The following is a 14,362-nucleotide window of genomic DNA, read 5'->3' as shown; positions in this document are numbered from 1 at the left end:
CGGCCTGGCCGGCTGGTGTGTCAGCAGCCGAGAGAATCGCCGAGCCGCTTGAGTGCGTCGCGGGTCGCCTTCGACGAGACCTGGGTGTAGATCTCCATCGTCACCGAGAAGCGGGCATGCCGAAGCACCTGCATGGCGACTCGGGGGTGGACGTCCAGGTCGGCCAGCAGCGTGGCGCAGGTGCGGCGTGCGTCGTGGACGGTGATCGGGCGGACCTTTGCTCTGTCGCACCGGGCTTGCCAGGAGCGCTGGAAGTTGCGCGGTTCGATGGGTGTGCCATAGCGCGTGGTGAATACCAGGTCGTTCTCGTGCCATGCGTTGCCGGCGGCTGCTTCTGTATCGTTGCGTTGATCGCTCCGCAGCTTGAGGGCGGTCAGGCAGATGTCGGGAAGGGGGAGTGTGGCGTCGGATGCCTGGGTCTTGGTGTCGCGGTGCAGGAGCTGCCCGCGTACGCGTTGCAGTTGACGGCCGATGGTCAGCTCCCCAGCGTCGAGGTCGACGTCCTTCCACGTCAGTCCCAGGGCCTCGCCCTTGCGCAGGCCGGTGACGAGGACCAGGGCGTAGGCGGCGTAGAGGGGGTCCTCGTCTGCGCGGGCCGATTCGAGGAACTTGCGCGCCTCGTCGCTTGACCACGACTTGCCCCGTCGACGGCGGACGGTGGCGAGGGTGACCGGCACGGCGGGGTTCTTGGTGATGAGGTCTTCGGCCTGGGCGTGGGTGAGGGCGGCCCGCAGCGCGGCCCGGATGTCGCTCACCGTGCGCGTCGAGGGAACCGCCTGGCAGCAGCGGCCGACGGCGCAGCAGCGGCGTTTCTCCTTGGGCCGTGCGGCGTCCTTGCCCTGCGCGCAGCACTGGCAGGTGCGGGCCACCTGGTTGATCCAGGTCTGCACGTCTCGCGACTGGAGCCGGCCCAGTCGCTTGCCGCCGAGGCCGGGGGAGATGTAGCGCCGGACGAACGTCTCGTAGGTCGCGTAGGTCAACGGTGCACGGTTCGGCTGGATGATCTCGTTCAGCCAGTAGTTGAGGAAGCTGCCGACCGTCGGGACGCTGGTTGCTACCGGTCCTTGCTTCGCCTGCTGGTGCAACTTGATCCACTTGTCGTGCACTGCTTCGCGGGTCTTGCCGTAGACGTACTTCCGAATGCGCCTGCCGTCCGGCTTGGTGACGTAGGCGGCGAAGCCGTTGCGGTAGGGGAAAATGGAGCCTTCGCCGTTGGCGCGTGTGCGGGCGGGCATCAGGCAGCCTCCTGGCGCTCGACCTGCTCGCGGATGTAGTCATCGACCCACTCCGGAAGGATGCGGCGGTACTTGCCGTCCTTGAGAGAGCGCAGCTCGCCGGTAGCGATCTTCATCTTGACTTTGGAGATGCCGAAGCCGAGCAGGACAGCGACCTCGGCGGGGGAGTACCAGCGGGGGCGGAGGTCGTGGTTCATGCGGCGGCCCCGGTGAGCCAGGCTTCGTGGGCGAGTTCTTCCCGGCCGATGCGTCTGGCCTGGCGGCGCTGCGCGGCGGCGGTGTTGGCCAGGAGTGCGTCGCCTTCGGTGAGCCATCCGGAGCCGGCGTAGGTGAGGGTGCCGATGGTGACGGTGCCGGGGGTGTCGTCGTTCTCTTCACGGCGGTAGGTGGCGCGGGTGTCGCGGAGCAGGCCGAAGGTGACGGAGTAGCGGCGGGCCTTGGTGAGGAAGTGGCCGCCGAAGCCGAGCATGTGCGCCCAGCGGCGAAGTCCGGCGTAGGCGTTCGGTTCCGTGTCAAGGCTGTCTTGACGGCCGTCGGCCGTTGTGGCGCCGCTGGCCGTGTCGGTGTCGGTGGGCCTGCCGAGGTGCCAGCACGCGTCGATGAGGCGGGCGAGGTGATCGCCTTCCGGATCGGCGTAGTCGTCAATGGTGGCCGGGGTGAGCCGGGTAAAGGAGCGCCCGGTGGATTCGGTGGCCTTGGTGGCGTACTTGGCCAGGTAGGCGGCCACCTTGCCGTCGGTCAACTCGCCGTCGGCAATGTTGATCCGTCGCACGTCGAGCTGTTCGCCCCAGGCCACCACCCAGCCCTGCGGCCGGTCGGGATGCGGAGGTGTGATGACGACGATCTGCCGGGTGGCGGCATGGACGGCGGCGTCCAGGTCGTCGAGGGTGATGCCGGCCGGCGGCGGCACGAGTGCATCCGGGTCAGGGCCGACACCGTCGAGGCGCAGCAGGGCGTGGAAGTGCACGGCCGCCCTTCTCTGCATCTCGGCGACCTTGCCGTGCGACACCCGCACCGGCGGCAACCGGCGCACCTTGCCGGAACCGGTGACGACCTGGACGTGGGGGATGCCGCGTCGGCGGCAGAGCGCGGCGAGGTGACGTTCGATGGCCTGTTTGGTGCGCCGCCACAGCTCGCCGGAAAAGTAGTTCCAGACGGCCTGGTGCTCGTGGTCATAGCAGTCCAGGCACAACGGCTGCCCGAGCTGCGGATCGTCGCCGTCGTGGCGGGCGAAGCACGCCGCGGGCTGCGCGTGCTGGCAGGTGCCGGCGGCACTTCGGGCGCGGCAGGGAGCGGGCCGGCAGTCGCAGCGCTGCCGGGTGGCGCAGGTGTGGCGGGCGACGTGCCGGTGATGAACCGCGCCGAAGGACGGGGCAGTGAAGGTGGCGAAGACGGCCGGGTGTCGACCGACCGAGTCAGGTACACCCTTGCCGCCGGTCAGGCCGCAGCGGACGACCTGGTAAGCGTCACCGGCGTAGACCCAGGCGCAGTCCGGGCATTGCGATTCGCGGCGGTTGCCGCACGCCTTGTAGAGCGCTTGGTCGGGCAACTCATCGGTCCGGAGTTGGCCGCTGATGCGACCGGTGGTTGCCTCGACGGCCGCGATGGTGCCAGTGAGTCGGATTGGCCGGGCACAGCCGCCGGCAGCGGCGGTGTGCTCAAGCCAGCCGGAGAACTCCGGGGTGGCGGCGCGGTGCAGGGCTTGGGCGTTCCGGCCAACGGCGGGGCCGGGCTTGTAAAGGGTGAGCGGGGTGGACACGGTCTTCTCCTCAGGGGGGTGGCAGGGACGGGAGACGAAGCACCACCAGCCGTGGACGTTGGTCCGCTGGTGGTGTTCGTCGTGTCTCCTGGCACCGCCGGGAGGGCGGCTGCCGCCGGAGGGCGGGTTCGTGGTGGTGCCACGTCCCGCCGATTGTCGTGTCCTCTCGCGCTCGTCGAGCTGGTGACGAAGGCCGGCACAGGTGGGAAGCCCGGGATGTCGGCACCAGAGCGGTCGCCGCAGGCTGTCCCCACCCGTGGAGGTGTGCGAATCCGGGCAATCGTGGACGGCAGTGAAGCCGTGCTGGGCCGCTCAGTGGATTCGGAGAACCGGCACAGCGGCCGGTGCGATCGAGAGCCGGCGGGACGTGACCCGCATCAGCGGCAGGAAGGCCGCTCGGCATCTCCGAAGTCGAGTCCAGCGATCCGGCAGGAAAGCCGCGCTGGCGTGCTCGACGAGCGCCAGAGTAGCACCGCGTGCCGACACGTCAACCCGCCGTGATGTCGCCAGATGGAGGTGGGACGGCCGGCTGCCGGCGCTCTGGGAGGACTTTCTGTACGTCTATCAAGGCGGCCCTGAACGGGCCGCACGCGCCGCCGCCTGGGCGCGCGTCCGTCGCTCCGCTGGCGCTCCGACTCCGGCCCCGCAACACGCCCGGCGGCTGGCGCGGAAGCGGGAAGCCCAAGGGGCCGCCGCAGAACGACAGGGGGCGTTGACCGGGTGGTGATGGGCCGGCAGCCGGCCGGGCCGCGCGGCCACGAGCCCGCGCGGCGTAGGGGAGCGCACGCCGGCCGCGTCGGCGAGCTGGCGGGGTCGCGGGGTTGCGGTTACTGCGCCTCCGGCGGGGGCGCTCGGGCTCCGAGATGGTTGCAACCCCGTCGGCGGGGTTGCGGTCCGTGGGTGGTTGCGCGAGCCATCCCGCCAGCCGACGACCCGGGCGAGCCGAGCAGTCCACCGCCCGGCCCGCCAGCGTCCGAACGTGCGTCAAGGTCGTCTTGACGTGGCGGACCGGGCGGCGGCCCGCTCCCCAGGAGGGCGGGTCGACGGCAGACGGGATGGCAACACCGCCGAGGGCTGCTGCCGCCGGTTAAAGCAGAGTGGCTGCGCCGTCGTACATGGGGCTGTTCTGGTGGGCGGCGCAGCGACCGCCGCCGGTGGCGTTACCGCAGCGCTGGCCGTTCTTCTTCCGGGCACCGCACTGGACTGCTGGGTCGTGGACGTGGCAGAGGCCCGACGGGCGTGGGTTGATGGGGCAGGGAGCGCCCTTGCGCGTGGTGGCATGGCAGCGGGAAGCCGCGGGTGGTTCGGGTTCTGCCGCAGCAACGGCCACGTCTGTCTCGGCGCGGGAGTAGAGGAGGCGGCCGGCGACGCGGCGTTGGGTGGTGGGGATGTCGACCAGGGCGACTGGATGCGGCACGATCCAGGTTCGAGGGCTACCCCAGCGGACCCAGACTGCGACAGCTCCCGCGTCGGCTTCGCAGAGCAGTTTGCGCGACGACCACTGCTTGTCGGTCCTATCGATCTCGACGGCGATCGGCGGTGCTCCTAGGCGCTCACAAACCACGTCGAGGTAGCCGGGCCGATCCGGATGCGCACCGGGCAGGCCTGCGATGCTCGGGACTTCCCGTCGAACGCGCCAACCATGCGCGACGCCCCAATCCACAACGCCTTGCGTCAGTGCCGTGGTGACCCGTGGTGCTGACCAGTCAGTGAAGGAGAGGGGCGCGAGCCACTTGGTCAGGGACTCAGCTGCCCGCGACGAGCGAAGCGCCAGATCCATAGAAAAAGACTAGCGTCTCTGTGTGACGGATTGACTACCGCCTGATCTACCCTGTGGCGGGTGTATGAGTCTGCGGCAGCGCGAAGGGAGTCTAGGGGTGGGATGGGTGCAGTGGTTGATCGTGGTAGGACTGATCGTCTTCGTGGGGTGGGGCATCGTTTTCTGGTTCATGCAGCGTCGTGCAGGGAGTCACAAGTCGCATTATTCGGATGGCTGTGCGAAGCCCCTGGTTGAGAAGGCGTTCCGCGCTGACGGTTCTCCCAAGAACATCCTTCCGCGACCCGGCGACGGCGAAGTCGACGACTTGGAGCACCTTCTTGAGCACCGGAGGGAGCGTGATTGACGATCAGGTCGGACACCGACGCACGGCCATGGACGCAGCCGCACAGGATCACCAGGTTGCGGCACGATGGCCGGCGGGTCGAAATGCCCTGTTGGTTGCATTGCGAGCAAGGGGTTTCAGATTCTTCAAGCCAGCCCACGACCCCGGATGTCGCGGGTGCTGGTGTCGATTGGATCCGAGCGGGAGCATTGCGTGATGACCTCGCCTCCGAAGCTCCGTTCGGGCAACTCCGCGATGCTTCAACTGGTTCAACTTGTTTCCCTGGCCGGCATCGGCTGGTACGCGATCATCCCGTCGTTCTATGAAACCAACGGCTAAAAGACGCCGTCAGTGATGCCGTCCGAGCCACGCTGGGGCCTCGCTCTCATCCTGCTCGCGGTCGTCGTGACGACCGTCGCTGCTGGCCGTCCCCGGCGTATCGCCCGTGCCAGCGATCCCGCAGTCTCCATGACCGAGGAGTCCGACGTGTCCGACGACAACGAACTAAGAGATGGGCAGTTCCAGAGCGCCGCGCAGCAGCTCGGCGACGCGTTCACACGCCTGGACCAAGAGTTTCTAGCGATGCTCACCCCAGAGGAGCGCGCCGCCCAGGCGAAGGTGCGATTCGACCTATACATGCACGTCGACAACGTCTGGGAGGCACCCAAGCGGCAGGGCGAGAATTCGGTCGAGGTACCGGGCTACGGTGCAGTCGCCGGCATGCGGGACCTGCTAATGACTCTGTTCGTCAACGCCCAGGACGCCCAGCACGCCGCCGACGACGTTCCCGAGCTCTACAGCGTGAAGGTGGTTGTAACAAAGGATGAGGAGGCGTAACCGCCGCAACTGCCTGTCGGCGGGACGCGGCCCAGCCGATGCCCCCCGGCAGGAGCGAGCGGCGAGAGCGATGCGTGAATGACCAACCGGATGGCGATCTTGTTCGACGCGTGGGAAGGATGCAGGCCGTTACCTGACGCGGCTCTGACTCGTTGAGGATGTGTGGTTCTTGAACAGGGCGAGCGATCTCGACCCACTCGGCCGCGACGAAAGGTGGTTGTACCACTTAGGCCAGTCCACGTTAGGCTGCGCAGAGGCATCGGCGACGCTTTAGCCACGCCGTCCCGTGAGGGCGGACCAATAGGGCCAGACGCGTGACGGAGAGGTGTGCGAGTTTGAGGACGTTGGGCGTGAACGTCGCAAGTGACAACGCATACCTGGCCTTCGTGGATGACGGTCGAGTACTGGACGCTCAGCCCTACTATCTGGGCATTCCACAGGGATTGGCGGGCGGCTCAGCCTTGGTGGCGCTGCGCGATGATCTGCGCAAGATTTTAACAACATACGAGATTCAGCGACTGCGCGTATTGGATCCCGAATCCAACTATTCGGGGCCGTACGTCTCGCTTGCGGCACGATACACATTGGAAACGATCATCATTATTGCAGGTGCCGAGCAGGGTATCGATGCAGCACGGATCTCGCGGGCCTCCGTCAGGAGCATTCTAGGCATGCCTAGGCAGGGTTCGTTGCAGTCGCACGTTTCGGGCCTAATCGAGGCGGTAGGTCCACATTGGTCGCGGAAGCGCGACTGTGCGGCACTCGCCGCCCTGGCTGGGTGGCGCAGCTGATATGGTCATTAGAGGTGATCGTCTTGACAAGCCTACCTACAGAATCATCCAGACCATCCTCGAAGGAAACACCGCCGTCTGCTACAAGTGTTGGCACGAGATCTTCGAGTGCCATTGCGTTCAGAAAACGATCAGTCTTCTTGGTGTAACGGATGCCCTGGCGTATCAAGAACCGCAACTGTTGAAGGCGCTCAACCATCCACACTTGACAGAAATTTGGGAGGCCCAGTGGGACCCAGACTTTGGAGATAAAGCGGTAACCTTCACAATGCCATACTATGAAGGTGGCAGTCTTCATTCTGTCTTGATGACGGAGCGACGATTCAGCCTCGGCGAGGCCATCACATTGGCGTGCCACGTTCTTGACGCACTGCACTTCCTCCATGTCGAGCGTAAAATCGTTCATCGCGATATCAAGCCGGGCAACATCTTCCTCTCGGATGGCGCTACCGCCGCCTACTTGGGAGACCTTGGCTGCGCCGCCCCGATTGACGAGGTGGGTGCAACCTTCTCCGGAGGCACTCCGCTTTACAGGGCGCCTGAGGCAAAGTCAGGCAGGTACACGCCGCAGAGTGACTTATACAGCCTTGGGCTGGTTCTACTTGAGATGGTGGGCGGTAGATTCAGATACGAGGATATTAGCCAGGACGACGTTCAGAGAAGGCTTAACGAGAACAGTCGGACGCTTGCGAGCCGGCACCTGAGACCTCCGGTTCACGTTCCTGACGCCCTGGCCCGAATCATCAACAAGCTGCTAGAGCCGAATCCTGAATCGCGGCCGCGGAGTGCTCTAGACGTCCAACGCGACCTGCAGAACGTCGTACATGCTAACTGGCGACGGGCATCGCTTGATGAACCCTGGACCTGGGTTGGCGAGGTTCCTCCAGCGAGACCTAACCAATTGCCCAGAGACGTGGAGGTGGAAGCAAAGCAGATTTCGCGAGGAGCTGACGCGGGTAGAATCAAATTGTCTGCTCGCTGGCGCCACCGTGACGCATATCAGTGGCGACGCCTTGCTTCGCTAGATAAGCGGGTTGACCCCGACGATCAGACGGCCTGGCGTTCGTACTTTAGATCTGTTTCGACTGCTTTGTTCCAAGCTGCAGCGCGCCGATGAATTGCGCTCCATGCGTTTGTCGAAAGGACTTTCTCCGGAGGTGTGCAGGCTTGAAGCGCCAAATGGTCGACCAAGTACTCTGCGCGGCCCTGTGACTGCTCGGCAACAAGGGCTCCCCGCGAGTGGAGTTGCCATATCGCCCGCGTAACCCCGCCAACCCGAAGCTGCACCTCGGGATCTGGAACCGGTTTCGAGATTGGAAGACAAGCTCTATCGGCTGAGCCCAGCTCGCGATCCATCCATAGGGCGATCAGCGCTTCATGCAGCCGACGGTGGTCGCGGGCGTCTAGGCGTGACGGGCCACCAGCTGCCAGCAGGGCAGCCAGTAGCTCCGGCATTGCTAGGCGCGGCACGCCGCCACGGTACAGCCGAGCGGAACCACCGCGCGAACGTCTGTTCGGTTTTTCTCTCTATTTGGTAATGATCGCCGGAGGCCGCGACCGTATGGCGGGCTGGCTCGACGCAGGACGGCACCTCGACGGGGGGGGGGGGGGGGGGGCTTGGGCCGCTGGCGGTATGGCTGTCGACAGCACCCGCGCCGAACGGCGACACACGGACGAGGGTCGGCATGGACGAAACTCCGAGCGCGTGGCCGTTCCCGGGCAAGTGCGGACGCTGTGCGCAGAGCTTGCAGGCGAGGCGGCAGCAGTCGAGCCGAATGCCCGCCCTTCGTTTGACATGCATCGTTACGTTCGTAGCCGAGCGAAGAACGAAGGGCTGGGTGGCGATGAGTCCAGCAGTAACCGCACTAACCACTGTCCTCGCGGTGCTTGCAGGATCAGCGGCTACGTACCTCGTCGGCAAGCTAACAGATCGAGACAGGTTTGCCAGGGAGCTTAAGGTTCGCTGGGATCAGCGCCGGTTAGATGCCTGCCTGTCCTACGTTTCAGCGGCGAAGCTCACCGGCACCGTAGCCATCCAGATTCAGCAAGGCCGCATCGACGGTGCGTCCGAGGCTGATGTAGCCGCATCGCTTCAGCAGCTAGGAGAGGCTGAGGGGCGCCGGGCCGAGGCGTTCGAGGCGTTACCCCTGCTCGCAGACGGCGACACCATCGAGGCCGCCCACGACCTAAACCGCGCTACGTGGCAGCTCACGGAAGCCGCTCGACGAGGCATGGAGCTGGATGAACAGGCTTGGCACGGTAAGGCTGACAATTGGGTAACCGCCCTGAACAACTTCCACTCTGCAGCGCGGGCCGGGCTGAACGTCCCGGGACGCTTTTCCAGACGAGACGTCGCTGCGTTGGTGATATCGCGCCCGGAGCGAGCAGCCGCCTAGGAGGCGACAGACACGATGGTTCGATCCGATTACGAAGTTCTCGTGCGGGAGGACGGTGACCAGGCCGGGTTTGGCACCGCCGATGGCAAGGCAGCGTTGGACGTCTTCAAGACGCCTCAGGGTGGTCGGCTTTCCCGCTTCGTCATTCGAAGCGGCTACGAACGGCAGGGCCGCGGCACTGCCGTCCTAGCAAAGGCTTGTGACTGGGCGGACGAGCGGGGGGAAGTCCTGTACTCGCCGGATGCCATGCCAGAGGCGATCCCGCGTTTGCTTGCGGTCGGGTTCGTGCTAGACGGTGACGTGTACCGACGACATCCCCGCCGACCGTCGGCAACGTGACCCAACAGTTCGGCCATGGGGCACCTGCGGCTGGATCTTGAACAACAGAAGGACCGGACCCGTTTCCGGACCCGGTCCTCGCGGGCTGAACGGGAATCGAACCCGCAACCTCCCCCTTGCGAAAGGGGCGCTCTGTCCGTTGAGCTACCAGCGGGGTAAGAGTACGCGTCGGTAGACCACGATGGCTAGGACCAACAAGATCCGGAACACGCGCGGAATGACAATGGTCGCCGCTGGGAGGATCTTAGGTGTATTTCCTGGTAGGAGGCCCGCGCGGGCTGCAAGCGCAACTGCCTTCCTAAACCGTGTGTCGTAGGCGATCAGCCAACGGAGCAGCCAAGTTGACGACCAGCGGAACCCAGCGCGGGTAGACGAGGACTAGGACCACGCTGGCGGGCAGGCCGCGAGACTCGTAATGCGTAGGTTGGCGGTTGCACGCCGCGAGGTCCGCTTGGCGGCAGCTTCGCCCTCCAGAGTCCTCGAAGTAAGGTGCGTTGTGCGCCAGTTCACCCCTGGATACCCGGATGACCTTCGGTCTGAGCGGAAGCGCCTTCGAGACTGGTCGAGCTATGAAGGCGACTTCGAGGGTGCCGCCGCCCGAGTAGTAGCCCGGCTCACGGGTGAGTACGTGGTGCTTCAAGATGACGGCAGTGCCGACGGTATGCCGGATCTCCGGATCGAGTATCGGGATGGTCGAACCGCGTACGGTGAGATCACTCAGGACCTAGACGAGGCCTACGCCGCTCTCGGCAGCGAAGTGCTCAAGCGTCAGTTCCAAATGGCCGCCCCAACCCTGGGAAGGGTCTGGTGGGTCACCCTGGCGGCAGCGGCCCGAGTCGGCAGGTTGGAACGATCATTACCGCCGCTCCTCGAAAAGCTCGACGCAAGCGGCGACACGTTCGAGATCGCCGTGTTCGACCAGCGCCTCGAACAACACCGCAACGCCGATGTTCGCCTGCTCGCCTCAGCGGGTGTGGTACGGCTGGCGTCGAGGAGGACCCGGGCAGCAGAGACGCCAGTGATCCACATTGCCGCCGAGGGGATAGGTGGTCCGGCGGAGTTGGACTGGGCCCTGTTTGGCGACTACCTTGCCTCGTTCGTGCGCGATGAGCGACGGCTCGATGTCCGGCGCAAGCTGGCGATTACGGGATCCGACGAGCGACACGCCTTCATAGGCTTCTCGTTCAGCACACCATGGCCCGCCTGGCATGCACTGGACGAGGGCTACAGCGAGCTGCCGACGGAGCCTCCGCACCTACCGAGAGAGATCACGCACCTGTGGGTGTGGGCCTACCCGCTCGGGCGCTGCATCGCGTGGTTCCCCGACCTTGGATGGTTCGCCCCACGCAGCCGCTGGGCTACACAGTAATCGCGGCTTATTCTCCCAGCGGCGCTGACTGCGAGGCGGCCCGCCAACAGATGGCAGCGACCGATAGTTCACGTCCGCTGCCTAAAGCGGGGCCCATCTGGGGCGCTGGCGGAACGGCTGTCGACAGCAACGCTGACAGAAACCGCGCCGGACGGCAGCACGCTGAGGCGCGATGGCACGGACTAACCTCCGAGCGTGCAGCCCTTCCTGGACGTGTACGGACGCGCCGCGCAGAGCTTGTAAGCGAGATGTCGTGGGCGTGGCGGCCAGCTCTCCGAGGAGATCTACTCGGCGACGAAGACGCCAACGCCGGGAAGCGTCTCGGTCATCCCTTTGATCCGTAGTACCTGCATGGCACGGTCAATCACCGGCTCGGTGACCCCGTAGTGCTCGATCAACTCTCGCCGGCTGGGCAGCTTGGAGCCGGGCTGGAACTCGCCTGACGCGATGCGTTCGGCGAGGTCGTCGGCAATCTGCTCGTAGCGGTAACGCGGTGGCACCTGGTTCTCCTCGGTTGGCAACACGAGTAGACCACCTACGTCAGCCCTTGACTACCCAACGGGACCTATGGGAAGTTGCCGAGGAGGTCGATTCCCTCGGTTGGCGCTGTGGGCCGCCCTCGCCGGCGTGGATGCTCGGCGCGTCCCCCGCGTTCGGGCATCCACGCCTCCAGATTGCTCCAGTGCAAGGAGACGGCAGTGCTCCCTTCGACAAGGGCGGGGCAGACCCTGGCGCGAGCGGGCGAGGTGAGCCGGTGAAGCGAGTTTCGTACGACGAGTACGTGCTGGCGGTGGCGCTGACTCTCGTTTGCCGTCACCGGCCCGTCTGGTCCTGGCGGTACTGGCGGCGTATTTGCCGCTGCGGAGGCGATCTGCCATGCAGAAGCCGCCACCGCATCCCGATCAACCGCGGCCACTGGCCCAGCCAGGACGGCCCGCAATGACCACCCACCACCCGATCAAGCCGGCCTGGACGTGCGGCGGCTGTGCGGGGGAGTGGCCATGCCCGACCCGGCGCCAAGAGCTGCGAGCCGAGTACGACCGCGCCCCGGTGTCACTGGCCCTCTACCTGGCTGCCCAACTCGTCGACGCCGCCCAGGACCTGGCCCACCTCCCCGCCGGCCACCTGCACTACCGGTTTCTCGGCTGGACCCGATGAGCATCCTGCGACCCGGTGACGAGAAGTTCCACTACAGCGACGGCTCCCACAAGTGGATCCCGCCGGACCCGGACTACGACCAGGAGGTCTGGGACGAGCAAATCCGCCAGCACAAGCACGGCCACCTGAGGAACGAGCGTCCGAAGGTCCGCATCCAACGCCTCGTCTGACGCCAGCAGTACAGCAGCGAAGTACAGCAACCGTGCCAGCAGAACCAGCCCGAGAGGCGCGCCAGCAGCCCGTCTGACCTCGCATCAAGCCCGAGTCGACCGGCTTGCCGAGAGTTCACACCGAAGAGGTCGCTGGTTCGATACCAGCATCGCCCACTCTCAGTTCCCGATCAGCCCTACGGCGACCAGCGCTAGAGAAAACGCAACCGTGGTGAGGCGACGATTTGGTGGGGTGTGGACCGCACCTTGCATCGTGTCGGGGGATGGCACTGACATGGGTGCAAGGTACGCGATCGACGCTTTCAAGGCTGGCCCAGAAGTCCTCCTGCCGCCACCCGCGCTGACGTCGTCGATCAGTTGGCGGACGACTGTCGCACGTCAGCCGACGGAGGACACGGCCGGCTGCTGGCGTGTCGGGCTCCACTCGATGCGTTACGGATCGCTGTCACTTGATCCGTGGCACTTCCGGCTAGACGATCTTGGTTGTGGATGTTAGCCGATGTGGGGTGGTCCGGGCTGGGGAGCCGGCTGCCAGTCGGTTTCCCCGCCTGGGCCGACGGTTATCGGGTCGACTCCCGTGCCGGTGAGGTGCCAGGACTCGTAGTGGTGATCGGGGACGATGTGTAACTCGGCGCCGTTGTCGAAGGTCAGGTGGAGGGCGCCGTTGCCGTGGATCTCAACGCTGCTGACGGTCTGGCCGAACAGGTCCAGGACGGGTGCCAGGCGGGTGCCCGTGTCGGGGTCAAGTTCGTGCCATTGCCCGCTCGGGTCGCGGAGCAGGAACGGAGTTTCGATGGCCAGTTCGGCGTCGACACGGTAGCCCTCGTCGGGGTCGAGCGTGGAGAGGCTGAGCCGGACCTGGTAGTCGAAGGCTGTTCGGTCGACACGGCAGCCGGTCAATGGGGTGGGAGCTCTCATCGCGGGCCTGCCCTGATTCAGTGCCTGTCGGCGTCACGCGCTGGCTTGGTGGTTCGGGCTTGCGGACCTTGAATCTAGCGATCTGCTTGGTCGTGGTGCGGGGGACTTCGGTGAGGAGTTGGTCGCCGTCGTGGACGCGGAAGGTGGTGTCGGCGTCTTCGACAGTGAGCGTTTGACCGGCATGACCGATGCCGACGTGGATGCGTTGGCCGGCGATGACGAGGACGCCGCGGCTGCTGACGCGGCGTTCGACGCGGAGTGGCTGGGTTGCCGGGGTGGGTGGAGGTCCGGCGGGGCGGGCGTCGCGAATACGTGCCTGCTCGGCTGGAGTGAGCGGGTTGGGCAGGCGGACCTCCATAGGAGCATCGGGATGGGAGCACGTCTCTGACATCATTGTGTCGTGGCGCTAACTGAGACATTCGCGGCTACTGCTGCGCAGACGATTCCCGTATTTGCCCTAGCGATTACGATCGAAGCGCGGTTTGTGATTCGCAGCTTTAATCGCATACGTGTGGCGTCGCCCGAAAGGCTCGGGTGGCGCGAGGTGCATCTAGCCTTGCGGCATTTTGTGACTTATGCGTTATGGGTGTTTCTGATGGGCTGGCTCTGTGTCGCAGAATGGTTCTCTTTGTTGCGGCTACGTGGTCTGCCGATTCCGCCAAGTGCGGGTGCAACAGTTGCTAATGCCATGCTATTCTCGTTGATCCTTCTTGCCTTAATGCCAGTTCTTGCTTGGCCGCTTAGTGCTCAGGAGCGCTTCATTGACTGGGCCGTCAGGCGATTGCGGAAAGACTATAGTCGGGAGAACGTTGGGAAGGTTGAACGAACTCCCCCAACGCTCGATGACCACCCCTGCATGTCTGGGGTCGAGGACCACAGCCACCAGTCCGCTCTCGAAAGACTTCCCGGCGCAATCCATGCCTGGATTACTGGCAACCTCTCACTTCGAGAAGCGTATTGGTGGATGACAAAAGGATCGGGTTGACTGAAGGATAAGAGGCAGGGCAAGCGTTGGGCTAGCTCCCGTCCTTGCCTTCGCACGCTCCAGTGGCTCCACATCGGTCCGGACGGGCGATGGACGCAGCCTGCCGCCTTGCACGCTTCAACGTCCCAATGGATGCTGCTCGTCGCCGGGCAGGCTTGTCGGCTGCACTCCGTCGAGTCATCCTCGTGCAGGGTCACCGTTCCGAAACGCGACGGAGCAGGCTCGACGCCATTCGGGAACCGGACCACGGGTACCTTTCGGGTGACTAACTGGGTGGCGACCAAGAAGCGCGATGTCGGACGT

18 protein-coding genes and 1 tRNA gene are annotated in these 14,362 nt (G+C 65.3%); 12 read left to right on the top strand and 7 right to left on the bottom strand.

The window, feature by feature from the left end; all coding sequences use genetic code 11:
- Positions 1-20: 20 nt before the first annotated feature.
- From KBX26_RS15365 to KBX26_RS15350, 4 genes are all read right to left on the bottom strand, one after another.
- A complete protein-coding gene (locus KBX26_RS15365; RefSeq protein ID WP_210865720.1) occupies positions 21-1,235 on the bottom strand; it encodes a site-specific integrase in 1,215 nt (404 codons plus the stop codon).
- Positions 1,235-1,432 carry an excisionase family DNA-binding protein gene (locus KBX26_RS15360; protein WP_210865719.1) on the bottom strand — a complete coding sequence of 66 codons (198 nt, stop codon included), beginning with the start codon at positions 1,430-1,432 and terminating at the stop codon, positions 1,235-1,237. Before KBX26_RS15360 ends, KBX26_RS15365 begins: the two co-directional genes overlap by 1 nt.
- Positions 1,429-2,994 (bottom strand): replication initiator, encoded by a 1,566-nt coding sequence (locus KBX26_RS15355; RefSeq protein WP_210865718.1) that lies wholly within the window; start codon positions 2,992-2,994, stop codon positions 1,429-1,431. The genes KBX26_RS15360 and KBX26_RS15355 overlap by 4 nt, the downstream gene beginning before the upstream one ends.
- A gap of 1,087 nt (positions 2,995-4,081) precedes the next feature.
- A complete protein-coding gene (locus tag KBX26_RS15350) occupies positions 4,082-4,774 on the bottom strand; it encodes a hypothetical protein (RefSeq protein ID WP_210865717.1) in 693 nt (230 codons plus the stop codon).
- A gap of 106 nt (positions 4,775-4,880) precedes the next feature.
- Between KBX26_RS15350 and KBX26_RS15345 the strand changes: the two genes are divergently transcribed.
- The 7 genes from KBX26_RS15345 to KBX26_RS33225 all read left to right on the top strand — a co-directional run bounded on the left by KBX26_RS15345 (position 4,881) and on the right by KBX26_RS33225 (position 9,459).
- On the top strand, positions 4,881-5,117 hold the full coding sequence (locus tag KBX26_RS15345) for a hypothetical protein (RefSeq protein WP_210865716.1): 237 nt from the start codon (positions 4,881-4,883) through the stop codon (positions 5,115-5,117).
- Positions 5,118-5,264: 147 nt separating this feature from the next.
- On the top strand, positions 5,265-5,435 hold the full coding sequence (locus tag KBX26_RS15340) for a hypothetical protein (protein ID WP_210865715.1): 171 nt from the start codon (positions 5,265-5,267) through the stop codon (positions 5,433-5,435).
- 147 nt (positions 5,436-5,582) lie between these two features.
- Complete coding sequence (locus tag KBX26_RS15335) at positions 5,583-5,933, top strand: hypothetical protein (RefSeq protein ID WP_210865714.1); 351 nt, start codon at positions 5,583-5,585, stop codon at positions 5,931-5,933.
- Between the two features lie 350 nt (positions 5,934-6,283).
- Positions 6,284-6,724 carry a hypothetical protein gene (locus KBX26_RS15330; RefSeq protein ID WP_210865713.1) on the top strand — a complete coding sequence of 147 codons (441 nt, stop codon included), beginning with the start codon at positions 6,284-6,286 and terminating at the stop codon, positions 6,722-6,724.
- Position 6,725: 1 nt separating this feature from the next.
- The gene (locus KBX26_RS33230; RefSeq protein WP_210865712.1) at positions 6,726-7,841 is read left to right on the top strand and encodes a serine/threonine-protein kinase; all 1,116 of its coding nucleotides are present in this window, start codon (positions 6,726-6,728) and stop codon (positions 7,839-7,841) included.
- A gap of 721 nt (positions 7,842-8,562) precedes the next feature.
- Positions 8,563-9,120, top strand: a complete 558-nt coding sequence (locus KBX26_RS15320; RefSeq protein ID WP_210865711.1) for a hypothetical protein — start codon at positions 8,563-8,565, stop codon at positions 9,118-9,120.
- Positions 9,121-9,135: 15 nt separating this feature from the next.
- Entirely contained in the window at positions 9,136-9,459 is a 324-nt protein-coding gene (locus KBX26_RS33225) for a GNAT family N-acetyltransferase (protein ID WP_374224294.1), read from the top strand.
- A gap of 81 nt (positions 9,460-9,540) precedes the next feature.
- On the opposite strand, the gene KBX26_RS15310 is transcribed toward KBX26_RS33225, so the two are convergent.
- Positions 9,541-9,611, bottom strand: a tRNA-Ala gene (locus tag KBX26_RS15310).
- 476 nt (positions 9,612-10,087) lie between these two features.
- On the opposite strand from KBX26_RS15310, the gene KBX26_RS15305 reads away from it, so the two are divergent.
- The gene (locus KBX26_RS15305) at positions 10,088-10,828 is read left to right on the top strand and encodes a hypothetical protein (protein ID WP_210865709.1); all 741 of its coding nucleotides are present in this window, start codon (positions 10,088-10,090) and stop codon (positions 10,826-10,828) included.
- Positions 10,829-11,112: 284 nt separating this feature from the next.
- Here the strand turns inward: KBX26_RS15305 and KBX26_RS15300 are convergent, their stop codons facing one another.
- Complete coding sequence (locus KBX26_RS15300; RefSeq protein WP_210865708.1) at positions 11,113-11,352, bottom strand: GntR family transcriptional regulator; 240 nt, start codon at positions 11,350-11,352, stop codon at positions 11,113-11,115.
- Positions 11,353-11,767: 415 nt separating this feature from the next.
- Here KBX26_RS15300 and KBX26_RS15295 point away from each other — a divergent pair, with 415 nt between their 5' ends.
- Together KBX26_RS15295 and KBX26_RS15290 are read left to right on the top strand one after the other, a co-directional pair.
- Entirely contained in the window at positions 11,768-11,986 is a 219-nt protein-coding gene (locus tag KBX26_RS15295; RefSeq protein WP_210865707.1) for a flavin reductase, read from the top strand.
- Complete coding sequence (locus tag KBX26_RS15290) at positions 11,983-12,156, top strand: hypothetical protein (protein WP_210865706.1); 174 nt, start codon at positions 11,983-11,985, stop codon at positions 12,154-12,156. Before KBX26_RS15295 ends, KBX26_RS15290 begins: the two co-directional genes overlap by 4 nt.
- Before the next feature lie 492 nt (positions 12,157-12,648).
- On the opposite strand, the gene KBX26_RS15285 is transcribed toward KBX26_RS15290, so the two are convergent.
- Positions 12,649-13,074 (bottom strand): DUF6188 family protein, encoded by a 426-nt coding sequence (locus KBX26_RS15285; protein WP_210865705.1) that lies wholly within the window; start codon positions 13,072-13,074, stop codon positions 12,649-12,651.
- A gap of 118 nt (positions 13,075-13,192) precedes the next feature.
- Between KBX26_RS15285 and KBX26_RS15280 the strand changes: the two genes are divergently transcribed.
- On the top strand, positions 13,193-13,462 hold the full coding sequence (locus KBX26_RS15280) for a hypothetical protein (protein WP_210865746.1): 270 nt from the start codon (positions 13,193-13,195) through the stop codon (positions 13,460-13,462).
- Positions 13,463-13,474: 12 nt separating this feature from the next.
- The gene (locus tag KBX26_RS15275; RefSeq protein ID WP_210865704.1) at positions 13,475-14,059 is read left to right on the top strand and encodes a hypothetical protein; all 585 of its coding nucleotides are present in this window, start codon (positions 13,475-13,477) and stop codon (positions 14,057-14,059) included.
- Positions 14,060-14,362 lie beyond the last annotated feature (303 nt).

It is taken from the genome of Micromonospora sp. C97 (assembly GCF_018070385.1).
Taxonomy (GTDB): domain Bacteria; phylum Actinomycetota; class Actinomycetes; order Mycobacteriales; family Micromonosporaceae; genus Micromonospora; species Micromonospora parva.
Note: the sequence above shows the minus strand (reverse complement) of the source record. Positions and strands in the feature narration are given on the sequence as shown.